Annotated in this window: 21 protein-coding genes and 1 pseudogene; 14 read left to right on the top strand and 8 right to left on the bottom strand. The window is 64.0% G+C overall.

Going from position 1 to position 23,550, the window contains the following annotated elements:
* Together U5782_RS13680 and U5782_RS13675 are read left to right on the top strand one after the other, a co-directional pair.
* Nucleotides 1-1,364, top strand: a pseudogene (locus U5782_RS13680) (tetratricopeptide repeat protein).
* 31 nt (nt 1,365-1,395) lie between these two features.
* A complete protein-coding gene (locus U5782_RS13675) occupies nt 1,396-1,659 on the top strand; it encodes a PAAR domain-containing protein (RefSeq protein WP_322044364.1) in 264 nt (87 codons plus the stop codon).
* 560 nt (nt 1,660-2,219) lie between these two features.
* Here U5782_RS13675 and U5782_RS13670 read toward each other — a convergent pair.
* From U5782_RS13670 to U5782_RS13650, 5 genes are all read right to left on the bottom strand, one after another.
* On the bottom strand, nt 2,220-2,828 hold the full coding sequence (locus U5782_RS13670) for a M24 family metallopeptidase (protein WP_322044664.1): 609 nt from the start codon (nt 2,826-2,828) through the stop codon (nt 2,220-2,222).
* 151 nt (nt 2,829-2,979) lie between these two features.
* Complete coding sequence (locus U5782_RS13665) at nt 2,980-4,275, bottom strand: MEDS domain-containing protein (protein WP_322044363.1); 1,296 nt, start codon at nt 4,273-4,275, stop codon at nt 2,980-2,982.
* A gap of 197 nt (nt 4,276-4,472) precedes the next feature.
* The gene (locus tag U5782_RS13660) at nt 4,473-5,795 is read right to left on the bottom strand and encodes an FAD-binding oxidoreductase (RefSeq protein ID WP_322044362.1); all 1,323 of its coding nucleotides are present in this window, start codon (nt 5,793-5,795) and stop codon (nt 4,473-4,475) included.
* Nucleotides 5,796-5,834: 39 nt separating this feature from the next.
* Complete coding sequence (locus tag U5782_RS13655) at nt 5,835-7,205, bottom strand: glutamine synthetase family protein (protein ID WP_322044361.1); 1,371 nt, start codon at nt 7,203-7,205, stop codon at nt 5,835-5,837.
* 136 nt (nt 7,206-7,341) lie between these two features.
* The gene (locus tag U5782_RS13650) at nt 7,342-7,506 is read right to left on the bottom strand and encodes a hypothetical protein (RefSeq protein WP_322044360.1); all 165 of its coding nucleotides are present in this window, start codon (nt 7,504-7,506) and stop codon (nt 7,342-7,344) included.
* A 234-nt stretch (nt 7,507-7,740) separates the two neighbouring features.
* Between U5782_RS13650 and U5782_RS13645 the strand changes: the two genes are divergently transcribed.
* From U5782_RS13645 to U5782_RS13595, 11 genes are all read left to right on the top strand, one after another.
* Entirely contained in the window at nt 7,741-8,211 is a 471-nt protein-coding gene (locus U5782_RS13645) for an Lrp/AsnC family transcriptional regulator (protein ID WP_322044359.1), read from the top strand.
* 565 nt (nt 8,212-8,776) lie between these two features.
* The gene (locus U5782_RS13640) at nt 8,777-10,423 is read left to right on the top strand and encodes an APC family permease (protein WP_322044358.1); all 1,647 of its coding nucleotides are present in this window, start codon (nt 8,777-8,779) and stop codon (nt 10,421-10,423) included.
* A 118-nt stretch (nt 10,424-10,541) separates the two neighbouring features.
* Nucleotides 10,542-11,390, top strand: coding sequence for a polysaccharide deacetylase (locus tag U5782_RS13635; protein ID WP_322044357.1), 849 nt, complete (start codon nt 10,542-10,544; stop codon nt 11,388-11,390).
* The gene (locus U5782_RS13630) at nt 11,387-12,472 is read left to right on the top strand and encodes a C45 family peptidase (RefSeq protein ID WP_322044356.1); all 1,086 of its coding nucleotides are present in this window, start codon (nt 11,387-11,389) and stop codon (nt 12,470-12,472) included. Before U5782_RS13635 ends, U5782_RS13630 begins: the two co-directional genes overlap by 4 nt.
* Nucleotides 12,473-12,500: 28 nt before the next feature.
* A complete protein-coding gene (locus U5782_RS13625) occupies nt 12,501-12,920 on the top strand; it encodes a VOC family protein (RefSeq protein ID WP_322044355.1) in 420 nt (139 codons plus the stop codon).
* Entirely contained in the window at nt 12,917-13,717 is an 801-nt protein-coding gene (locus tag U5782_RS13620) for an SDR family NAD(P)-dependent oxidoreductase (protein ID WP_322044354.1), read from the top strand. The genes U5782_RS13625 and U5782_RS13620 overlap by 4 nt, the downstream gene beginning before the upstream one ends.
* A 26-nt stretch (nt 13,718-13,743) precedes the next feature.
* Entirely contained in the window at nt 13,744-14,775 is a 1,032-nt protein-coding gene (locus U5782_RS13615; RefSeq protein ID WP_322044353.1) for a Rieske 2Fe-2S domain-containing protein, read from the top strand.
* Nucleotides 14,772-15,737, top strand: coding sequence for a PDR/VanB family oxidoreductase (locus tag U5782_RS13610; protein WP_322044352.1), 966 nt, complete (start codon nt 14,772-14,774; stop codon nt 15,735-15,737). Before U5782_RS13615 ends, U5782_RS13610 begins: the two co-directional genes overlap by 4 nt.
* Before the next feature lie 60 nt (nt 15,738-15,797).
* Nucleotides 15,798-16,583, top strand: a complete 786-nt coding sequence (locus U5782_RS13605; protein WP_322044351.1) for a gamma-glutamyl-gamma-aminobutyrate hydrolase family protein — start codon at nt 15,798-15,800, stop codon at nt 16,581-16,583.
* A 93-nt stretch (nt 16,584-16,676) separates the two neighbouring features.
* Nucleotides 16,677-18,176 (top strand): aldehyde dehydrogenase, encoded by a 1,500-nt coding sequence (locus U5782_RS13600; RefSeq protein WP_322044350.1) that lies wholly within the window; start codon nt 16,677-16,679, stop codon nt 18,174-18,176.
* A gap of 52 nt (nt 18,177-18,228) precedes the next feature.
* Complete coding sequence (locus tag U5782_RS13595; protein ID WP_322044349.1) at nt 18,229-19,362, top strand: porin; 1,134 nt, start codon at nt 18,229-18,231, stop codon at nt 19,360-19,362.
* On the opposite strand, the gene U5782_RS13590 is transcribed toward U5782_RS13595, so the two are convergent.
* The 3 genes from U5782_RS13590 to zwf all read right to left on the bottom strand — a co-directional run bounded on the left by U5782_RS13590 (nt 19,359) and on the right by zwf (nt 22,274).
* Nucleotides 19,359-19,802: a GNAT family N-acetyltransferase gene (locus tag U5782_RS13590; protein ID WP_322044348.1), complete on the bottom strand. Its 444-nt coding sequence runs from the start codon at nt 19,800-19,802 to the stop codon at nt 19,359-19,361. The two genes, U5782_RS13595 and U5782_RS13590, sit on opposite strands and share 4 nt — an antisense overlap.
* A gap of 2 nt (nt 19,803-19,804) precedes the next feature.
* Entirely contained in the window at nt 19,805-20,554 is a 750-nt protein-coding gene (locus tag U5782_RS13585) for an ROK family protein (protein WP_322044663.1), read from the bottom strand.
* Between the two features lie 118 nt (nt 20,555-20,672).
* On the bottom strand, nt 20,673-22,274 hold the full coding sequence (gene zwf, locus U5782_RS13580) for a glucose-6-phosphate dehydrogenase (RefSeq protein ID WP_322044347.1): 1,602 nt from the start codon (nt 22,272-22,274) through the stop codon (nt 20,673-20,675).
* Between the two features lie 320 nt (nt 22,275-22,594).
* Between zwf and U5782_RS13575 the strand changes: the two genes are divergently transcribed.
* Nucleotides 22,595-23,527 carry a hypothetical protein gene (locus U5782_RS13575; protein WP_322044346.1) on the top strand — a complete coding sequence of 311 codons (933 nt, stop codon included), beginning with the start codon at nt 22,595-22,597 and terminating at the stop codon, nt 23,525-23,527.
* Nucleotides 23,528-23,550 lie beyond the last annotated feature (23 nt).

Below are 23,550 nucleotides of genomic sequence, written 5' to 3'. Positions count from 1 at the left end.
ATGAGACTCGTGTTCGTCAGATACTTGGTTGGTTTTTGCCTTGCGCTTGTCATGGTGCAGGCCGCTTTTGCAAATTCCACTATTCATCAATTGATTAGTGGTATGTCCAGTTCCGATCTGCCCCGTTATACGAAACTGCCGCTATTCGCACCGCACCGCAAGGACTTCATCTGCGTTTATCAGGACCAGCATCTGCCGCTTGTCGATCCGCAGGCCGACCTGCGGTTCCAACAGGCGCTCGCGCTCGAACTTGATCCCAATATCTACTGGAAAGACAAGGACTGGAGAAAAATCTACCAGCTTTACCAGCAGGCGGCCGAGCGTAACCACTGGAGGGCGATGCTCAATCTGGCGAGCCTGATAGTGGGTGAGTACTCGGTCCCCGAGAAGCAACCAGAAATGGCGATCCGCTGGGTAGAGAAAGCGATGCAGTTGGGGGTGCCCGATGCGTGGGACACGATGGGTGTTTATCACATGAAAGGTATTGTCAAGGGCGGGGACGCCACGAGTGCCTATGCTTTTTTCCAGAAAGCGGCAGATATGGGCAGCCCGTCAGCGCAAGCATTCCTGGGCGCAGCGCTTAATGCCGGCTGGGACAATCCGGGGAGTGGGTTCTGGGCTAATATGCTCGTCGCTACCAAAATGCTCGAATGTTCCTTGGCCCAAGGTTACGGCGATGCAGCGGACGAACTGGAGTTTATCTATGCCGCTGACAAGACGCCTGAGGCCAAACTTCGTGCGGTTAAGGTTCTACAGGAAGGAGTAAAACTCGGTAGTGCGAAGTGCGCGAGCCTTCTAGGTAGCCAGTTTCGTGGTATGGGTATGAGCGGAGGAGATAGTCTCGTCGGCTATGTCGATAAAGCACGAGCTGAGCGCTACAGTAGGATCAGTGAGATTTTGAAATGGTATGAAGGCACGTTGAAGCTCCCCAATCTGGACAAGGTGTTGCCGCTCCCACCCGCTCCTTTGCCTAAATGGGACGGTGATGTGCAAACGCTCATCGACGCGGCAAAGGCTGTCACTCCACCCGTGAAGTCCCCGACCAGCGCGCCGCACCCCGATCCCCGGTCGGCTTTGATCAAATCCGGCCTGCTACGTTCGCTTTCGGACTGGCCGCACCCGTTGCGCTGCGATGGCGGGCACAAATGTCCGCAGTCGGGTATCTGGGCGGCTGGGGTGGCCGTAACTCATCCCGTTGCCACTCTCTATAACCGCTGGGACCGGCAAGTGTTCGTCGAAAAAGGGGCGAACTTTCCGGACCCGCGACAACAGCATCTGGACATATCAGTGCACGACGTTGGGGGACCTGGCTCGACAGCCCCAACCAGATTCACATCGCAGGTGCTTACAGGATTGTCCGGTAGAGCTCTCTGATCTTGATCGACAGGAGAAAGAATGGCACGTCAGATTATCGTCACGGGCGACACGCTCGCCCCTTACGGGGGAGAAGTGATCAGTGGCTCGGAGAAGGACAACATTGACGGACGACAGCCTGCCCGCAAGGGCGACCCGGTGAACTGCACGCAGCACGGCGTCAACCCGATTGCCGAGGGAGATGAATCGACGCTGGTCGACGACAGGCCTGTAGCGCTCGAAGGGCATCACGCCACGTGCGGTTGCACATTGGTGAGCCGGCAACAAACGATGTCTGTTGCGTAGGAAGAAACCACGTGGGCCGGGGTATTTGAGCGTGGAGATGCCTCTTTGCAGTCGGGTTACGCGCGAGCACGGCCCTATTTCAAGACTCGTTCGATATCAAAGTTGTTACCGAAGAATCGCTGCGGCGCCTCTGGGCAGCAGCATGCAGGCGCCGGCGAATGAGCACGTGGATAGTGTCCCTCGACTCCTCGACTGCCTATACTGACGTCAAGGCGAAGCTATCATGGCTATGTTCGAAAGACGCATATGTGAGGCAGCCCCGCCGAGCCTTCGAACCGTGGGTTCGTGATGCCCAGCGTGTTGTGTTGAGAAGCCGAGGCTAAAAGTAGGGGACCTGCACGTCGCGGTGTGCGAGCGGATTGAACCAGTGCGCGAATGGGTAGCGAAGCCCATGCACATCCGACTCGCCGGGTAGTGTCCCGGATTCGCGACAAGGCCGCGCGAGGTCACAATGCCGCGGATGCATGCCATGACGCAGTCGTGCGGACAAAGAACCGTTGCCCAGCCTCGCACACAAAATTGCGGACAGGTCCCGCAACCCTGGCCCCCCAAGTGCGCCCCTAAGCCAACAGATCCTCATAAAACGCCCCAAACGCTCGCGTAGGATGCGCGATCTGAATTTCCAGAATCCACAACCCCTTAGAGGGCACGAGATCGAAATTCCCGAGATCACCGGCCTTATAAATAGCATGAGGAAAATCGCTAACCCGATGCCCCTTGATATCGACATTAAGCCGCCACCCATGCGCCTCGGCCCGCTCGGCAGCATAGGCATAAAGCGCAGCCCCACTACACCCCGTGCTACGCCAATGCGCGGCCACCTCGTCATAAACGGTTTTAGCGGCCTCAGCGCAGCTTCGCATCTCAACATCATCACCAGTCACGAAAGTCGCGCCCGCATCGCCCTCATGCCGATCCCAGACCACGCCCAGATCGACGAAGAAAATATCGTTTTCGCCCAGCACAGGATCGCCCTGCGAACGCTCCTTGAAAGTACGCAGCGTATTCTCGCCAAAGCGAATGAGCACCGGATGCCAGATCCGGTCCATGCCCATCTGCTGGAGAATCGCTTTCCCTTGCGCATTGGCTTCGGATTCGCGCATGCCGGGCTGGATGGCGGCGGCGATCTGCTCGACCGCTTCCCAGGTCTTGACGCGCGCATGTTCCATTGCGACGGGGGAAAACGGTGCGCCTACGGCTTCACGCGTATCGAGGGTATGGCTGTTCACGTGTGGGGCTCCATCGTTAAAGTTATCGCTATCAATATATTTTCGCGTATATATCGAAACTTTGACAACGAGCCTTGCAACGACAGCGCACTCAACCGCCGATGGGCATGCGAAACGTGAAGCGCGTTTCAGCGTCGTTCGAGGCCAGATCGACCGTGCCGCCGTGCGCGCGGGCGATTTCAGCGACGATATACAGACCGAGCCCGAGTCCGCGCTGCTCCTCGCGCACGTCGCCCCGCGTGAACGGCGCAAAGAGTCGCTGGTGCAGCTCGCGTGGAATTGCCGGTCCCTGGTTGCTCACGCTCAGCACGAGGTCGTGATCGTCGGATACACGCACTTCGACTGGCTGATCTTGTGCACCATAAGTGAGCGCGTTCTTCACGAGGTTGGACAGCATGCGCGCCATATAGACCGGATCGGTGGCGACCGGGCGCGTGAGCGAGAGCGCAAGGTCGATGCGGCGCTGCGGATGCGCGAGGCGCAGTTCATCGACGGCATGGCGCAAGGCGGCTTCGAGGCCATCGGGTTTGAGCCGCAGCGGAATGCCATCGACAAGACGGCTGCGGCTCGCATCCGAAATATTGTCGATGAGCGCGCTCATGTGGCTCACGCTGCGGCCGATGGTTTCGGAGATCGCGCGTTCGCGCTCGTCGAGTTTGGCGAGCCGCAGCAAGCGCGCGCCCGCGCCGATGGCCGCGAGCGGATTGCGCAGGTCGTGGCCCAGTACGGCGATCGCCTGGATGGCGTCGATGTCGCGCGGAAGATCAGAACCGGTGGCCGGTTCGTTGCGTGCGCCACCATTTGCCGCCAGATCCGACGCCGCGCTGCGCAGCACGAACTGGTGACGATCGAGCATGCCGCGCGTCTCAATCGCGTCGATACCATCGTGCCGATAGCTGCACATGCAGATGAGCCGGCGTCCGCGCACCATCTCCTGCACGTTCGATTCGTAGTCGAGGAAATCGTCCCACTGGCCCTTGCCCACCCACGCGCAGTTACCATTGGTGCGCAAGCCGCGATAGCCGGCCGCCAGCGCCTCGCGCTCCAGTTCCAGAAGTCCCGCGACGAGCGTCTGCGGTTGCAGCGCCTCGTCCTTGGCATAGAAGGCCTGTGAATCCTTGATTTCGATCTGGCCTTGGCGCTCGCGCGCCTCCAGATCGGGCACGACAGCACGCAAGGCCGCGCGGGCGTCGTCGGCGCTCAAGGGCGCGTCGGTCACCCACAGGCAGCGTTCGTGATTGGCGAGGCCCGCCTGGAAGTAGGGGACGAGGATGTCGCGCAGATCGTCGGCCGAGTGATAAAGCTGGCCGATATGGCTGCCCCACGAGAGCAGCGGCAGCGACGCGATGCCCGAAGGCGCGTGGGCTTGGACGGTTTCTTCTTGCATGAAACGACGGAGTAAGGAGGCGTGCCATCCGCGATGGCGTCGATCCGGCGGCGCGCGACCGCCGGAGCACCGCTCAATATACTCCGTCTGCTTGCGCTAGCGCGCTGGACGGCGCGCTTTCTGCCGCTTTAGCCGCGCTGCATCGGTAAATATTGCCTGTCTGACGCAGCGCGGTTGCAGCGATGCTGGCTCGGACCCTAGCGCAGCCGCTCAAGCATCTGGTAGTACCACATGCCCGCAGCAAGCAGCGGATTGCCGATCACATCGCCCATCGGCACGCGAATATGGCGGCAAGCGGCGAAGGTGTCGAAGCGCCCGAGCGTGCCCGTGATCGCCTCGGCCATGATTTCGCCCATGATGTGGCTCGTCGCGACGCCGTGGCCCGAGTAGCCCTGGCAGTACCAGACGTTCTCCGAGAGCTTGCCGAGTTGCGGTATGCGATTGACGACGATGCCCATCGCGCAGGTCCACTGATGCTCGATACGCACGCCTTTGAGCTTGGGAAAGGTCTGCTCGATGGCGGGACGCAACTCGGCGGCGACGTCGCGCGAACTGTGCCCCGAGTAGTTCGCGCCGCCGCCGAACAGTAGCCGCCCATCCGCCGTGGGCCGGTAATAGTCCAGCACGAAGCGGCAATCGTACACGGCCAGTTGCTGCGGATTGATCGTCTTCGCGAGATCGCCGAGCGGTTCGGTCGTCACGATGCCGCCCATCGCCGGAAAGATCTTGCCGCTCAGTTGCCGTTGCGCGAGCTTGTGATAGACGTCGCCCGCGAGCAGGATCTGGTTGGCGCGCAGACGTCCCTTGCTCGTGACGATCGTGGGCGTCGGGCCATGCACGATATCGATCACTTCGGAGTGCTCGAAGAGTCTTGCGCCCAGGCTTTCAGCGGCGCGCGCTTCGCCGATGCACAGATTCAGCGGATGCACGTGCATGTTGCGCAGGTTCTTGAGCGCGCCGATATAGAGATCCGTGTCCAGATGTCGCCGCACACCCGCGCGATCGAGCAGTTCGACCTGGTCGCCCATGCCGCGGCGTTGCGCTTCCTCGCAGGTCGCCTGGAGTTCGCGCAGATGCGACGGTTTCATGGCCGCATGCAGATGGCCGTCGCGCAGATCGCATCGGATGCCGTAGCGCGCCACGCGTTCGCGAATGATGTCGTGGCCGCGCCAGCGCAGCCACCAGATGAAGTCGTCGACGTCGTCGCCGAGCGTCGCGCGCATCTGCTTGCGCATGGCCGCGTCGCCCGAGAGGCTGCCGGTGATCTGGCCGCCGTTGCGCCCGCTCGCGCCCCAGCCGATCTTGTGCGTCTCGACCAGCGCGACCGAGAGACCACGCTCGGCCAGCTCCAGCGCGGTGGCGATGCCCGTGAAGCCGCCGCCGATGATGGCGACATCGGCGCGATGTTCGCCTTCGAGCGTCGGGTAATAGGTTTCGTGGCCGATGGTCGCGGTGTAATAGGAAGGCTCGCGCTCCGGCGCGGCCCGATTGACAGGTATGAGGGGTATGGCTGCGTTCATGAGGAATCCTGTTGAATGGGTGGCATGCATCGGCGGCCATCAGGCCTGATGCAGATACCAGCGCCAATCCTGCTCGCCCACTTCACCCATGAACTGCCGGTATTCGGCGCGCTTGATCGCCATGAAGACCTTGAGGAAACCCGCACCGAATACGTCGCGCGCCCATGCCGAACGTTCGAGCGCATCGAGCGCGCTCAGCCAGTCGGTCGGCAGCAGCGAGGTGGCCTGCGCGTAGCCGTTGCCTTCGACCGGTGCGCCCGGATCGAGCTTTTCGCGCACGCCGTAGTGGCAGCCCGCGAGGATTGCGGCGGCCGCGAGGTAGGGGTTCGCGTCGGCGCCGCACACGCGATGCTCGACATGGCGGCTAGGCGCCGGACCGCCCGGCACGCGCAGGCTCACCGTGCGGTTGTCCACGCCCCAGGTGGGCGTGAAGGGCGCGTAGCTGTTTGCCTGGAAACGGCGGTACGAGTTCGCGTTCGGGCAGAACATCAGCATCGAATCGAGCAGGCCGTGCAGCATGCCGCCAACCGCATGACGCAGCATCGGCGTGCCGGCCTTGTCTTCGGAGGCGAAGAGATTCTCGCCACGCTCGTTCGCGAGACTCACATGCATGTGCATGCCCGAGCCCGCGATATCGGCGAACGGCTTGGCCATGAAGCAGGCGCTCATGCCGTGCGCGTTGGCGACGCCCTTGACGATGCGCTTGTAGCGCACGGCCTGGTCCATCGCTTCGAGCGCGGGGCCGTGTTCCAGCGTGATTTCGACCTGGCCCGGCGCGTATTCGGAGATCGCGGTGCGTACCGGAATGCCCTGGTCACGGCAGGCGTCGTAGAGGTCCTTGAGGAACGGCTCGATCTGTTCGAGTTCGCGCAGGCCATAGACCTGGGTCGTGCGCGGGCGGCGGCCGTCGGTGTCGAGTGCCGGTTGCGGGCGGCCTTGCGCGTCGGGGCGCGCGTCGAGCAGATAGAACTCCAGCTCGCACGCCATTACCGGATGCAGACCGTCGGCCTGCAATTGATCGACGATGCGCGCGAGCAACTGGCGCGGATCGGCGACGCCTGCGGGCAGGCCCTGCGTTGGATGCATCTGCACCTGCACGGCGGCCGTCGGCAGCTTGCGCCACGGCAGGCGCACGAGGCTGCCCGGCAGCGGGTAGGCGCGGCAGTCGATATCGCCTACGTCCCAGACGAGGCCGCTGTCTTCGGTGTCGTCGCCGTTGATCGTGAGGTTCATGATGGCGCTCGGCAGCGGGCGGCCGTCGCGATAGACGGCGAGCAGTTCGTCGCGATGCAGCAGCTTGCCGCGCGGCACGCCGGCGGCATCGACGATAAAGAGCTCGAACAGTTCGATGTCCGGATTGTTGGCGAGAAAGTCGAGGGCTTCCTGTTCGGGGGCGAAAGTCGTGGGCATGGTCAGTCTCGTTGCGCTCAGGCATTGGCCGTGCGCGTGCGTGACCCTCCGCGCAGTGCGGACGGATCGTGGATGTCGATCGAAGTACGGGGGCTCGCCTGGATCTGGCGTCAGGCGACGCGGATCAGGCGGTGGATCAGACGACGGCGGCCGGAGGGCGCGCGTGGCGGCAATGGAACTGTGCCCAGAACGCGAGGATCACGTTGAGGAGCGGATTGAGCCGCACCGCCATGACGCGCGCGCACGCGCTCGCCGGATCGGGCGAGTTGCGGGTGCTAAAAGGGCGCGGGGCGGCAGGCATGGTGTCTCGTCAGTCTTGCTGGTTTCAGTCGAAAGTGCTGCGCGATGCGCAACAGCAGGATCGCCTTCTTGCGCAATGCGGATCGTCGGACCATTTTTTTGGCGCTCGATCCGCATGAAGCGCGACGAATTTGCGCATTCAATCTACCAAGGAAGTTTTAGCTTTGCAATGCGTTAAAATTCCTACCTGATTCTGCGCACCCCCAGCGATGCGCCCCTCATCGACCTTATGACCATGCCGAATTCAATACTCGACACCCTCGATTACCAGATCGTCCGTGAGTTGCAGGAAGACGGGCGGCGCGCGTTCCGCGAGATTGCCCGCAACGTCAACGTGCCGGAAGCGACGGTGCGCACGCGCGTCAAACGCCTCCAGGATCTGGGCATCCTGCAAATCCTGGCCTTCACGAATCCCTCGAAGCTCGGTCAGGCCAAGCTCGCGCTGCTGTTCGTCGAGGTCGATCCGCAGGATCACGATCGCACCGTCGATAACCTCGGCCGCTGGTCCGAGGTGAGTTATCTCTCGACCATCCTCGGCGACGCCGATCTGTGCGTGCAGGTGCTGTGCCGCGACGACGAAGGGCTGTTCGCGCTCCAGCAGCGCATTCGCGCGCTGCCCGGCGTGCGCGAGGTGCGCATGATGCACGAGGTCAAGGTCCACAAGATCCGCTTTACGCTGCCGCCCGCCGAGTCGGAAGCGGAGTGACCAGGCGGCGACGCGCTACCGCGCGTCGCGTCGCCAAAATTGTTTTTCATGTCATGTTGCGCAAATAAGACGTAGAGATTTTGCGCATTGCGTGACGCCGGTTGCCCCGATCTGGCGCACGCTGACGGCCTTCCGAAAGCCTGAGCCGTCGCTTTTCCCCGTTTTTTCCCTTTCCCATGGCCGGTGCAAGCCTTGTCGCACCGCGCCTTCTGTCGTCCTCTCGAACCCGTAACGCATATGAAAGTCGCGCTTGCGCAAATACGGTGCATTGCGCACGAGGTTTGCGCATCGCTGTTTTAAATGCGTCGTGAAATGCGCAATGCGCAGCTATTAGGGTTAAAAAGTATACACATGCGCAATTTGCTGGCTTAGGATCCACTCATCGCGTGCTAGCCGCCGTTCAACCCCGACACGAGAGAGATTCCATGCGTACCATGTATTCAGGCCGCGCTCAGGCGCCGGGCCTCAGCCTCGATGGCCCGCGTGCGGGACGGCGCACTCTGGCCGCCTGCACGTCACGTCAAGCCCGCCTTGCACTGTTGGCCTCGCAACCGGGAGCGCCGCGATGAACGCCCATGACGAAGTGATCGCGAGCGCGCCGCTCGCGCCGCAAGGCGCCAACCCCTCGGCGGACACGGAGGCGGCTACGCACGAACTGCATCGCAATCTCACCTGGAAGGACGCGTTCTGGGTCACGAGCGGCGTGCCCGTGGGCGTGCTGTTCACCATCGGCGGCGTGGCCGCGACGATCGGCCAGCCCGCGTGGTTCATCTGGGTGGTGGCGATCCTGATTGGCTTTGCACAGTGCTTCACCTACGCGGAAATCTCGGGCCTCTATCCGCACAAGTCGGGCGGTGCTTCGGTGTACGGAGCATTGGGCTGGGTGCGCTACAGCAAGTTCGTGGCGCCCGTGTCGGTCTGGTGCAACTGGATCGCGTGGTCGCCGATGCTTGCGCTCGGCACGAGTCTCGCGGCGGGCTACACGCTCAGTTGCCTGTTCCCGGCCAACGCGGCGATCAACACGTGGCACCTCACGCTGCTCGATCTGGGCTTCATCACCAAGGGGCTCACGCTGCGCATCAACGCGACCTTCGTGCTTGCGCTGGCTTTCCTGCTGATCGCGTTCAAGCTCCAGCACGCAGGCGCATCGGCAGCGGCGCGCACGCAGCGCATCCTCGGCATCGCCTCGCTCGCGCCGCTGGTGCTGGTCTCGATCGTGCCGATCTTCACCGGCGACATGCCCTCGACCAACTTCCTGCCGATGCTGCCGCTCACGCACGACGCAACGGGCGCCGCGGTGATGGGCCACTGGAACGCGGCGGGCGTGAGCACGGCGATGGGCGCGATGTTCCTCGCCTGCTGGTCGACCTTCGCGTTCGAGACGGCCGTGTGCTACACGCGGGAATTCCGCGACCCGAAGAAGGACACCTTCAAGGCGATCTTCAGCTCGGGCCTGCTGTGTCTGTTCATGTTCGTGGTGGTGCCTATCGCATTCCAGGGCGAACTCGGCCTCAAGGGCATGCTCGCACCCAGCGTGGTGGACGGCTCGGGCGTGGGCGCGGTGATGGCGGGCTTCGTGCACGGCGGCGCGGTGGTGTTCAACGTGATCGTCGTGATGATGGTGCTGTCGATCCTGCTGCTCGTGATGACCTCGATGATGGGTTCGTCGCGCACGCTCTACCAGGCCTCCGTCGATGGCTGGCTGCCGAAGTACCTCTCGCACGTGAACGAACACGGCGCGCCCACGCGGGCGATGTGGACCGACCTCGGCTTCAACGTGGTCCTGCTGTTGATGTCGGACTACATGACGGTGCTCTCGCTCTCGAACGTCTGCTACATGATATTCGTATTCCTGAATTTGCAATCCGGCTGGATTCACCGCCTCGATCGTGCGGAGTGGCCGCGTCCGTATCGCTGCCGTAACTGGGTGCTGGGTCTGGGTGCATTGTGCGGCTTCATCGACCTGGCCTTCGTGGGTGCGGGAGCGAACTTCCAGGGCGAAAACACCTTGCGCAATGGCCTCATCGCGATGGTGCTGATCGTACCGGTGTTCTGCTACCGCCACTATGTCCAGGACAAGGGCCGCTTCCCGGAGTCGATGCGCCGCGATATCGAACTCAAGCACCCGCGTGCCGGCATCCTGCCTTACCTCGCGCTCGCCGCGGCTGTCGCCGTGGTCTGGATCACCGCGAAGCTGACTGTTATTACCTGATGCACCAAGCGTAACTAGAGCGTCTTCTCCATCCCCCGTCTGTCTGTGATGTCCGCGTGCTCCGGCACGCGGCGGGGGACGGCTTGCGCCTTCACTTTCGTAACCTGCGAGTTTTACGATGACGACTCATCCGATCGCCACGCCCAAGTGGACCCAGTGGCCCGACAAGAAATCGACGGCCGTATCGCTGACCTTCGACGTCGATGCCGAGGCCGGCTATCTCGGCGAAAGCCCGAGCTATGCGCGCCGCCTGACCAGCCTTTCCGAAGGGCGCTTTGGCGTGGTGCGCGGCGTGCCGCGCATTCTCGAACTGCTGCGCCGCCACCATATCGCCGCGACGTTCTTCGTGCCGGGCCATACGGCCGAGCGCCATCCGGGATTGGTTGCGCAACTGCTCGATGAAGGCCATGAAGTGGGTCATCACGGCCACATGCATCTGCGCAGCGACAAGGCCACACCGGAGCAACAAGCCGAGGAAATGCACGCCGGTCTCGCGGCGCTCGCCAAAGCGGGCGCGCCGAAACCGGCGGGCTACCGTTCCTCGTCGTGGGAACTCACGCCGGAAACCTTCGACCTCCTGATCGAAGCGGGCTTTCAGTACGACTCCAGCTGCATGGGCGACGACCGCCCGTATCGCGAGACCTGGGAAGGCCGCTCGATCCTTGAGTTGCCCGTGCACTGGTCGCTCGACGACTACCCGATGTTCGGCTGGACCATCGACAACGGCGGCAACTTCAGCGCGCCGCGCACGCTCGTGGACACCTGGCTGGCCGAATACGAATCGGCGCGCCGCGATGGCCGCCACACGACTTTCACGATGCACCCGGAAGTGATCGGCCGGGGCGGTCGCTTCGATCAACTGGAGCGTTTCGTCGAACGACTCGTTGCCGATGGCGATGTCTGGTTCGCACGTCTGGACAAGGTCGCCGAATGGGTCGAACCGCGTCTCGCACGGGAGGCCGCATGAGCACCGTGTTCCGCTCGACGCAGACCGCGCCGCTCGCACGCGGTCGTGAATTTGGCGCGGTGCATGCCGCCAAGGTCCGCACCGGCATCGCCCGCTATCGCGCGCTGTTCGAACGCGCGGCGAAGCGGCCATTCGATCTGGAAGAACTGGGCGCTGCCGCACTCGCGCAGATTCGCGCGTTCGCGCCGCCGCTGCATGACGAAATCGTCGGCATCGCAGAGGGTGCGGAAGTGGATGTGCGCCTCGTCGGCGCGATCAACGCGCGCACCGAAATCCTCGCTTACGTGGGCGCATCGCTGCGCGGCGAGTGCTCGACGGTCGTTCAGGTCGACGCGCACAGCGCGCGTCCCGTCGCCGTGCAGACCTGGGACTGGTATGCGGAATTCGCGGATCAGTGGCTCACCTGGGAGATTCCGCACCCCGATGGCCACATGACGACCACGGTGACCGAGTACGGCATCGTCGGCAAGGCGGGCGTGAACGGGCGCGGGTTGGGCGTGCATTTCAACATCCTGCATCACGAGCGCGATGGCGCAACCATTGGCCTGCCGGTGCACGTGGCCTCGCGCTGGATGCTCGATACCTGCGGTGCGCTCGATGACGCGCTGCGCCTGCTTGCATCGGCACCGGTCTCGGCTTCGTCGTCGCTCACGGTGATCGCCAGCGCCGACGACAGCAGCGCGGCCGTGTCGGTCGAACTGCATCCGGGTGGCCCGGGCTTTGTGTTCCCGGATGCGAACGGTCTGCTGGTTCACACGAACCACTTTCTCGCACCCACTGCGCAAGCCGGCGACACCGAGCCGCTCCAATACCCCGACACGCTCTTGCGCCACGACCTGCTCACGCGCCGCCTCTCGCAACGTGCACGCCTGAGCCCGTTGCAGGTGATCGGCGCGATGAACAACCACTTTGGCGCCACCACGGCCGTGTGCTGCCATCCCGATCCCGCTGCGCCCGAAAGCGGCCAGTACGCGACGCTCGCGACCATCGTGCTCGACGTGGCGGCGGGGCGTCTCGATGCGCTGCCCGGCGGCCCATGCGGTCACGCCCGCTTGCCTGCACACTCGTCCGCAGCCGCTTGACTTTTATTCATTGATGAGGAATCCAAACATGCTGAAACTCAAACGCCTCGACAACATGGACATCCTGACGCCCAACGTCCAGCGTCTGGTCGACTTCTATCACGGCACGCTCGGTCTCGGCTTTTTCCTGCCTTATCAGCCGGAAGAGCATTGGGCCGCGATCGAAATGGGCAACGTCACGCTCTATATCTTCCGCACCGAGGACGAGACGCCTGTCGAGCGCCGCACGGCGGTCAATCTCAAGGACAAGCCGGGTTTCGATTCCTTCGCATTCGAAGTCGAGAGCCTGGATGACGCGATGCAAGCGCTGGAAGGCAAGGTCCAATGGGTGGTGGATGAGCCGATCGAATGGCAGCATCCGAATGGCACGCACTACCGCTATCGCCCGATGTTCGATCCGGACGGCAACATGCTCTACGTGACCGAACCGCACAAGGTGCACGCATGAACGCCCCGGCACGCACGGCGCCCGAAGCGGTGCTGACGCTGGCGGCTGACGCCGGCCGTCTCGCGGGACGCGTCGCGTTCGTGACCGGCGCGGGCCGGGGCGCGGGCCGCGCGCATGCACGCCTGCTCGCGCGTCGCGGCGCGGCCGTGGCGGTGGTCGATATCGACGCAGACGTTGCGCGCGAAACCGCCGCCGAGATCGAAAGCGAAGGCGGCCGCGCGATCGCCATCGCTGCCGATATCACACAGCGCGAGCTCGCCGAACGTGCGATCCACGAGACCGTGGACCGCCTCGGCGCGCTCGACATCCTCGTGCACAACGCGGGCCGCATGTATTCGCTCACCGGTCTCGAAGCCACCGACGACGCCGACTTCGACGCGCTGCTCGAAATCAACGTCCACGCGCCGCTGTTCCTTACGCGCGCCGCGTTGCCTTATCTGCGCCGCAGCCGTGCGCCGCGCGTCATCTTCATCAACTCGCAGTGGGGCCAGGTGCCCGACGGCCACTCGTACGCCTATATGGTCGCGAAGGCCGCGCAACTGGGGCTGATGAAGACGATGGCGAAGGAGTTCGCGGGCGACGGCATCCTCGTGAACGCGGTGACGCCGGGTGCGATTCTCACGCGCATGGTCCCCGAGGAATGCATCGCGGGCGAGCAGGCGGCGATTCCGCTCGGCCGTCTCGCACATCCCGAGGAAATCGCCAGCACGGTGGCCTTCCTCGCTTCCGACGAAGCGGCCTTCATCACCGGTCAGTCGATTGCAGTCAATGGCGGCGCGCTCGTCGTCGGCGCCTGATTTATCCCCTGTTTCAAGAGGTTTTCATGTCCACGCAAGCTTCTCTTCGCATTCAGGCCGAACGCGCAATGCGCCGGCAATGGTTCCCGGTCGCGCGCTCGGCCGATCTGGCGACGCCGCAAAGCGCCACGCTGCTTGGCCAGCGCCTCGTGGTCTGGCGCACGGAATCGGGCCAGGCGGTCGTGCAGGACGCGCGTTGCCCGCACCGCGGCGCTGACTTCTCGCTCGGCAAGGTGCACGGCGAAAGCATCGCGTGCCCGTATCACGGCTGGCAGTTTGCCGCCGAGGGCGGCAAGTGCTCGCACATTCCGTCGCTCGAAGACCAGTGCAAGATTCCGCCCAACGCGGCGATCCACACCTATCCCGTGATCGAACGCTATGCGCACGTCTGGACCGTGCTCGAAGCGCCCGCTACTGAACTGTACGCCCCGGCGCACTGGCGCGAACTCGAACTCGACTGGCTCGCCGCTACGCCGCTCGAATCGCCCACGGGCGTAGCCGTCGCGATCGAAAACTTCCGCGACGTCGCGCATTTTCCGTTCGTGCATGAAGTGTCGATGGGACCGTCGAAGCACGTGGTCGAGCCGCTCAAGGTTCGTCGCGAAGGCCTCGACGTGTGGATGGAGCGCCCCCTCGACGCAGGCGACGGCGACTGGGCCAACGACGGCGACTGCCTGATGCAGTACCACTGCGCGGCACCCGGCTTCGCCTCGATCACCTACGACTACGAACGGCTGGGCAAGCGCATCGTCGCGGGCTTTCCGTCGCCGGTCGCGTATGACGAGGTGCGCATTTTCTGGGGTGTGGCCAACGAACGCGGCTATCGCGGCGCGGATCTGGAGGAATGCCTGCGCATCGAGGAAATGGTCTATCTGGAAGACATGCCGATCGCTGCCTCGATCCAGCCGCGCGAGATCGACTGGGACGGCCAGGTGGTCGAGCATTCGGTGCCCGCCGATCTGTTCACGCTCAATTACCGGCGCGCCTTCCGTGAGTTCATCGAACGCGCGAAGCCGCTCGCGCCCGTGTTTCCCGTCGAAGTGAAGGCGGCCGTATGAACGCGCGAGCCGCCGCCGCTTTCGAGGTGCGCATCGTCGCCATGCGTCTCGAAGCCGAAAACGTGATGTCGCTCGAACTGCGCGCGCTCGACGGAGCTGCATTGCCCGCGTGGCAGCCGGGCGCGCACGTCGATCTCGCGTTGCCTTCCGGGCTCGTGCGCCAGTATTCATTGTGCGGCGATCCGCAGGACCGTACGTGTCTGCGCATCGCGGTGCTGCGCGAGGAAGCGGGGCGGGGCGGCTCGCGCGAAGTGCACGACGCGCTGCGCGTTGGGCAGACCGTGACGTTACGCGGGCCGCGCAATGCGTTCGAGCTTGCGCCCGCCGACGACTTTCTGTTCGTCGCGGGCGGCATCGGCATCACGCCGCTCATGCCGATGTTGCGCGCGGCGCAGCGCGCGAACGCGCGTTGGCGTCTGCTGTACGGCGGTCGCACGCGTGCGTCGATGGCGTTCGTCGACGAGTTGCAGGCCGTTGGCGGCGAACGCGTATCGATCCTGCCTGCCGACGAAGCGGGCCTGCTCGATCTCGATACGGTTGTGGCCGCTGCGCAAGCGGGCGCGCAGGTCTATAGCTGCGGGCCGGGCGCGCTGCTCGATGCGCTGGGTGCGCGTTTCGACGTGGCTGGACTCGCTCAGCAACTGCATATCGAACGCTTCGGCGCTGCGCCGCTTGCACCTTCGGCCCAGAGCCAGGGCACGCTGCGCGTGATCCTCGCGCGCAGCGGCACGCATGTCGATGTGCCTTCCGATTGCTCGGTGATGCACGCGCTACGCGCGGCGGGACATGACGTGCCGTCGTCGTGCGAGCAGGGCGTGTGCGGCATGTGCGAGACGCGCGTGCTGGATGGCGTGCCCGATCATCGCGACCAACTGCTGACGGAAAGCGAGCGCCAGCGTGGCGATGTGATGATGGTTTGCGTTTCGCGTGCGCTTACGCCTACGTTGACGCTGGATCGCTAGTTCACCCGGGCACGGAGCCGGTCCATTGAATGGATCGGCTTAAAAGATAGGTAATCAGGAATGCAAACAGAGTTTGTAGTAGGCGTGATCTCAGACCGCACGAAGATCGGTCATCACTGGGTGCACGCGACGCACGACAAGTACGTCGCGCCCGTGATCGACGGCATGGGCGCGCTGGCGGTCCTGCTGCCTGCCTGCGGCGGGCGACAGCGTGTGGACGCGATCCTGAACTGCGTCGATGGCTTGCTGTTGACGGGCAGCTATTCGAACGTCGAGCCGCACCTGTATGGCGGCGCACCCAGCGCGCCCGGCACGCTGCACGACCCGCAGCGCGACGCGACGGCGTTGCCGCTGTTGCGCACGGCGATCGAGCGCGGCGTGCCGGTACTCGCGATCTGCCGGGGCTTTCAGGAACTCAACGTCGCTTATGGCGGAACGCTGCATCAGGCGGTGCATGCGGTGGACGGTTATGCCGATCACCGCGAGAACCGCGAAGCGCCGCTCGACGTGCAATACGGACCCGCGCATGGGCTGTCGATCGAACCGGGCGGCGTGTTAGCCGCTTGCGCAGGCGGCGCGCTGGAAACGCGCGTGAACTCGCTGCACGGGCAGGGCATCGCCCAACTCGGCGCGGGGCTGCGGGTGGAAGCACGCGCCCCCGATGGCCTGATCGAAGCCGTAAGCGTGGCGGATGCGAAGGCGTTCGCGCTGGGCGTGCAGTGGCATCCGGAATGGCAGTACGCGGAAAACCCGCTTTCGCAGGCGATTTTCGCGGCTTTCGGTGCGGCTTGCTGCGCGGCGCGCGAGGCGAAAGACCACGTGAAAGAAGCCTGCATAACGGCGTGAGGTCAACGCAATGGAATGGCGCGCGCTACTGCGCATGACGATCGAGACCACGATCGCCAGCACGACAAACCGATCGAACCGATGGACACTCCCATGGAAACGACACAGAAAGCCAGCCTGAACGACTGGCTCGCGCGGCGCGAGACGCTCGCGATCGAGCCGCGCCTTTTTATCGACGGCGCGTATCGCGAGGCGGCGAGCGGCGAGACCTTCGACTGCATCAGCCCAATCGATGGACGCGTGCTGGCGCGCGTCGCTCACGCAGCAGCTGCCGATGTCGATGCAGCGATTGCCGCGGCGCGGCACGCATTCGACGCGGGTGTGTGGGCAGGCCTTAATCCGCGCCAGCGCAAAGCGATCCTGCTGCGCTTCGCGGCGGCGGTGCGCGCGCACCAGGATGAACTCGCCCTGCTCGAAACGCTCGACGCCGGCAAACCCATTGCAGATACCACGACCGTCGATATTCCGGGCGCGGCCTATTGCCTCGAATGGTTTGCGGAAGCCATCGACAAAACCGGCGGCGAAGTCGCGCCTGTCGATCATCATCTGGTCGGCCTCGTCACACGTGAGCCGATCGGCGTGGTGGCCGCCATCGTGCCGTGGAATTTCCCGTTGCTGATGGCCGCCTGGAAGTTCGCGCCCGCACTCGCGGCGGGCAATAGCGTGGTGCTCAAGCCTTCGGAAAAGTCACCGCTCACGGCGATCCGCATCGCGCAACTCGCGTTTGAGGCGGGCATTCCGGCGGGCGTGTTCAACGTCGTGCCGGGCGATGGCGAGACTGGCAAGCGCCTGGCGCTGCACGGCGACGTGGATTGCGTGGCCTTCACGGGATCGACCGCGGTGGGCAAGCAGATCATGCAGTACGCCGCGCAATCGAATCTCAAGCGTGTGTGGCTCGAACTCGGCGGCAAATCGCCGAATATCGTGCTGCCCGATTGCCCCGATCTCGATCGCGCGGCGCGCACGGCAGCGGCTGCGATCTTCTACAACATGGGCGAGATGTGCACGGCGGGCTCGCGGCTACTGGTGCATAGCGAGATTTACGAACGCTTCATGGAAAAGCTGCTCGACGCCACGCGCTCCTGGCAGCCCGGCAATCCGCTCGATCCCGCCACGGCGATGGGCGCAATCGTCGACCGTACGCAAATGGAGCGCGTACTGGCGCTGATCGAAGCGGGCCGCACTGAAACCACGCTGCTCGCGGGCGGCAGTCGCGTGCGGGAAGAAACCGGCGGCTTTTATATCGAGCCGACCTTGTTCTCGACCGCGCCCGATGCGCGCATTGCGCGCGAGGAAATATTCGGCCCGGTTCTCTCCGTGATGACGTTCGACACGATCGATGAAGCGATCAGGATTGCGAATGACAGCGACTACGGACTCGCCGCCGCCGTCTGGACAGCCGATCTCACCACGGCACACGAGGTCTCGCGCCGCTTGCGCGCGGGCACCGTCTGGGTCAATTGCTACGACGAGGGCGGCGACATGAATTTCCCGTTCGGCGGCTACCGTCAATCGGGCAATGGGCGGGACAAATCGCTGCACGCGCTGGAAAAGTACACGGAACTTAAGTCGACGCTGTTGCGGCTGCGCTGAGGCGCGCATGCGCGATGAAACACCGGAAACCACCCACGAGGAGAAGCAACACATGAAGGCGAAGGTCGGAGTGCTGGCGGGATTGATGTGCGCATCGCTGGGCGCGCACGCGCAGAGCAGTGTGACGTTGTTCGGCGTGCTGGACGAAGGGTTGAACTACACGAGCAACGCGGGCGGCCACAGCACGTGGCAGACATCGAGCGTCGATCTCGCAACGAGCCGCTGGGGCATCAAGGGCAACGAAGATCTGGGCGGCGGACTGCACGCGATCTTCGACCTGGAAAGCGGCTTCACGATGGACGACGGCAAGCTCTATTACGGCGGCCGCCTGTTCGGCTATCAGTCGTATGCGGGCTTGCAGTCGGACCGCTTCGGCACGCTCACGTTCGGGCGCCAGTTCGACTCCCTCACCGACGTGATCGGCTCGATGACGGCGAACGGCAACTGGGGCGGCTTCCTGTTCTCTCATCCGCTCGATAACGACAACACCGACGCGACTTATCACGCGAGCAATTCGGTCAAGTTCACCTCGGCGACCTATGGTGGCTTGAGCGCCACCGCGCTTTATGGCTTCGGCAACAAGGCGGGCGACTTTGCCAGCAACCGCGTATTCAGCGCGGGCCTGAACTACGCCATCGGCACGCTCACGCTCGGTGCGGTGTACGAAGACCTGTCGTCGCCTGGCACGACCACGACGGGCAGTGTGGCTTCAGACGACGCCAACTTCATCGCGGCGAACCAGAAGACCTATGGCGTGGGCGCGAGCTACGGCATCGGCGCGGCGGTGCTGGGTCTGGTGTACACGCATGTGGCGATCGAGCAACCGGCCTCGTCGCTTTATGTCGGCGACTTCTCGGACGTCTCGAAGCTCAACTTCGACAACATCGAATTCAATGCGCGTTACAACCTGCGCGACGATGTGATGGTGGGCGCGATGTACACCTATACGCTCGCGCACCTGGGCCGCAGCGGCGGCGACGCTTCGCGGCACTGGAACCAGCTTGGCGTGATGAGCCAGTATCTGCTCTCGAAGCGCACCTCGGTCTATGCGCAGGCGGTCTATCAGAAGCTCAGCGGTGGCGACGGCAGCACGCCGCTCGATACGGCCTATATTCCCGGCTCTGCGGGTGCATCGTCGAACGGGCATCAGTTCGTCGCGCGTGTGGGGATGTCGCACTCGTTCTAAGGTGTGACGTACGCGGGCGATTGCAGCAGGAGATACGCGCCGTCTTCCGCCACGCCCGCGTCTACCGCGATAAATCCCTGCGCACGATAGAACGCCAGCGCCGCTTCATTGCGCGTGAGGCATTTGAGCGCGTAGCGCAGTACGCCCCATTGCGGCAGCGCGCCGAGCAAGGCGCGGCCCACGCCCTGGCGTTGATTCGTTGCGTCCACATAGAGATGGTGAATAAAACGATCAGGTGTCCATACGGCAATGAAGCCCACCAGGTCTCCATCGCCATCGAGCGCCACGAGCACGTTTTCGCCCGCAGTCTGGGTATCGAAGTCTTCCAGCTTGAAATGGTCGGCGTCTTGCCAGACGAAGGTGGCACGCCGCGCGAGCAGAAACAGTTCGCGCAGCGCGGGCAGGTCGGTGGGCGTGGCGCTGCGGATCGACAGCGGCATCGTCAGGCGGATACGTCGTCGGTATGCGGGCGCGCTTCACGCACCGCGCTCGGATGCCACAAACGCGCACCGCCTTCGATGCCGCGATCGTTCGGCACAGTCGCCACATTGGGCGGCAGAGCGAAGGTCAAGCGTTCGGCATTGCCTCCGCCAATCCAGAGCTTGTCGTAATGCACGAGCGATTCGAGAATGCCGATGACCTTCTGCACGCGCTGGTTCCAGCGCTTGTTACCGGCCTTGCGGCGCGCGGCGTCGCCGATGTATTCGTCGTACGCGTGCTTCTTGCTGACCGGATGATGCGCGAGTTCCAGATGCGGCATCAGTTCGCCGTCGCGAAAGAGCGCCGTGCCCGCGCCCGTGCCCAGCGTCAGCACGAATTCGAGGCCGTGGCCCTCGATGGCCGCGAAGCCCTGCATCTCCGCATCGTTGATCATGCGCACCGAGGCGATGCCCAGACGCTCGCCTAGCATCTGCGCGAGCGGCACGTCGTGCCAGCCTTCCACGCCAAGATGCGGCGCGGTGAGCACGCGGTTGTTGCGCACGAAGCCCGGAAAGCCGATGGAAACGCGCGTGGCCGGATGCTGCTGGAGCAGCGGCGCAACCAGCGTATGCAGCGTGTCCACCAGCAATTCGGGCGGGCAGGGATGCGGCGTCGCCACCCGCACGCGTTCGGTGAGCATGGCGCCCTGGGCGTCGACGATTGCGGCTTTCAGCCCGGTGCCGCCAATGTCGATGGCGAGGATGTTTTCAATCTTCTTTGTTGTGGACTTCCGCGGGCTTCGAGTCGTGCGGCTTGCTGTTTTCTTGCTCTTTGTCGTTTTCGCTGTGGTCACGCGCGCCTCCGTTGATTTTGAATTCTGGCGGGTTGTTTCACTGCTTTTTGGGTTCCGCTGGCGTTAGCGTACGCCATGCGCGGCCATCGCGTGCGAGTAGTGCATCGGCTTCGGCCGGCCCCGCGCTGCCCGAGGCATACCCGTGCACGGGCGGCGCCGCGCCATCCTTGGGATGCAGCACGTCATCCACAGCGGACCACGTTGCCTCGATGCTGTCCGCGCGCTGGAACAGCGTCGCATCGCCGAGCATGCAGTCGTAGAGCAGCGTTTCATAGCCCACGTTAGCGTGCTGCGCGAAGAAGTCGTCGTAGTCGAACGTCGAGCGCACCGCGCCAATCTCCATGACCGGCCCCGGCGTTTTCACGTTGAAATCGAAGCTCGTGCCATGCGAGGGATCGATGCGCAGCGTGAGCACGTTGGGCGTCAGCGCATCGACGGGCGTGTCGCGAAAGAGGCGGAACGGCACGCTCTTGAGTTGCACCGCGATCTCCGTGCGCCGCGCCGCGAGCCGCTTGCCGGTACGCAGATAAAACGGCACGCCCGCCCAGCGCCAGTTGTCGATATGCACGCGCGCAGCAGCGTAAGTCTCCGTGCGGCTGTCCTTTGCGACGTTCGGCTCGTCGCGGTAGGCGCCGCCTGCGGGGCCTTGTTCGTACTGGCCAAGCACCACGTCCTGCGCGGTGAGCGGCTTGAGCGCGTCGAAGATTTCAGCCTTCTTGTCGCGCACCGCCTCGGCGTCGAACGAATTGGGCGGCTCCATCGCGATCATGCCGAGTAGCTGGAACAGGTGGTTCGGCACCATGTCGCGGAACGCGCCGGTCTGCTCGTAGAAGCTGCCGCGTCCTTCCACGCCGATCACCTCGGCGGCCGTGATCTGCACGTTGTCGATGTACTCGCGACGCCAGATCGGCTCGAACAGCGCATTGGCGAAGCGCACGGCCAGGATGCTCTGCACCGTGTCCTTGCCGAGAAAATGGTCGATGCGATAAATCTGCGACTCCTGCGCGAAGTCCAGCAGATGCCGGTTCAGATCGCGCGCGGAGGCGAGATCGGTGCCGAAGGGCTTTTCGATTACGATGCGGCGAAACGCGCCCCCATCTTCTTCCTTCAGCAGCCCCGCTTTACCCAGGCGTTCGATGATCGGCTTGAAGAAGCGCGCGCCCACGGCCAGGTAGAACACGACGTTGCCTTTCGACTTGTCGTTGCCGAACTGGCTGGCGAGGCGTTGGTACAAGCCCTCGTCCTCGAACTCACCCGATTCATAACGCAAGCGCTGCGCGACCCAGTTCCACGCGTTGTCATCGAGCTTGCCCGCGTGGAAGGTGCTGGCCTTGTCGGCGGCGAACTGTTCGAGCGCGCTGTGCAGATCGTCGCGCCATTGCTGCGTTTCGCGCTCGCCGTGATTGACGCCGATGATCTGCATGCCGTCGTCGAGCAGGCCGTCGACGGCGAGGTTGTAGAGCGCGGGCATCAGCAGGCGTTTGGTCAGGTCGCCGCCCGCGCCGAAGATCACGAGCGTGCAGGGCGGCGCGCGATGCCTGCCGGCGGGGGCGGCGGGCGCGGTGGACGCATGGGCGGGCACCTTGGCGCTGGCCGTGGCGGCATCGACGGTGACGTGTTGGATCGGTTCAGTGGGCATGATTTCGCTTAGGCTATCCGGTTCGGGTGAAGGGCATGACCATGCAGGGCCAGCAAGAACGGTTCCTTGCGTGTTTCATGAGTGACCACACGGCGAGGCACGCAGTTCCCTACGTGAATGAAGGCCTTCTGTAAATCGACGTAAGCCGGAGCGCGTAAACAGCCCTCTTCTGGTGCGCCGCAGCGATTCCCTGGCAAGCTTCACGGAGTTGTATCGCAAGGTGATGTAGCCTGCGCAATGCGGCGCGTTTTGTTGCGCGTCTTTGGGTCGAATCCAGCGGTACGACAACGGTAATCCTGACCAGATGGAGGTTATCTACGATGGCAACGAAGCAAGGCGGCACGCTCTATGTCCTGCAGGCACGTCCCCCCGCGATCATCGCGCTCTCGCCGGACGGCTCGCACGAAGTGGTGCTAGCAAACCTCACGCGCACGCCCGACGGCATCAAGGTCGATGCCGAAAGCGAAGTGGTGTACTGGACCAATATGGGCACCGGCATCCATCTGATCGACGGCGATCCGGCCTCGGGCGCGCTGCCGCCCAACGACGGCACGATCGAGCGCGCGAACCTCGACGGCAGCGGCCATGAGGTGCTGGTGCACTCGGGTCTCGCTGGCACGCCCAAGGAACTGGTGCTCGACAAGGAAAGCGGTCATCTCTACTGGTGCGATCGCGAAGGCATGCGCGTGATGCGCGCGCGTATCGATGGCAGCGAAGTGACGGAGCTGGTGCGCACCGGCAATTTCCCTGACGACACCGCCGACGCCACGCGCCATTGCGTGGGCATCGCGCTCGACAAGGCCAACGGACACGTCTACTGGACGCAGAAGGGCGCGCCGGATGCTGGCGAGGGGCGCATCTTCCGCGCGGGCATCGACCTGCCGGCCGGCGCACATCCCGCGCAGCGGCCCGATATCGAATGCCTGCTGGCGAACCTGCCCGAGCCGATCGACCTGGATATCGACTATGCCAACAGCGTGCTCTACTGGACCGATCGCGGCGACGACGCGCACGACGGCAACACGCTCAACCGCGCGCGTATCACGGCGGCGGGCCTGGTCGAGCGCGAGGTGCTGGCGCGCGAACTGAAGGAAGGGATTGGCGTCTCGCTCGACGCGCAGGGCCGCCGGGCGTTCGTGACCGATCTGGGCGGCAACGTGCGCGAGCTGGATATCGACACGATGGAAGAGTCGCACTTCACGACGGTCGCGCATCTGGGACCGCTCACGGGGATCGATTACATCGATAACTGAGCGTGCTCACCGCGTGCGCCTGA

The sequence above is a fragment of the Paraburkholderia sp. J67 genome (assembly GCF_905220265.1).
Taxonomy (GTDB): domain Bacteria; phylum Pseudomonadota; class Gammaproteobacteria; order Burkholderiales; family Burkholderiaceae; genus Paraburkholderia.
This window is presented reverse-complemented; position numbering and strand designations above follow the sequence as displayed.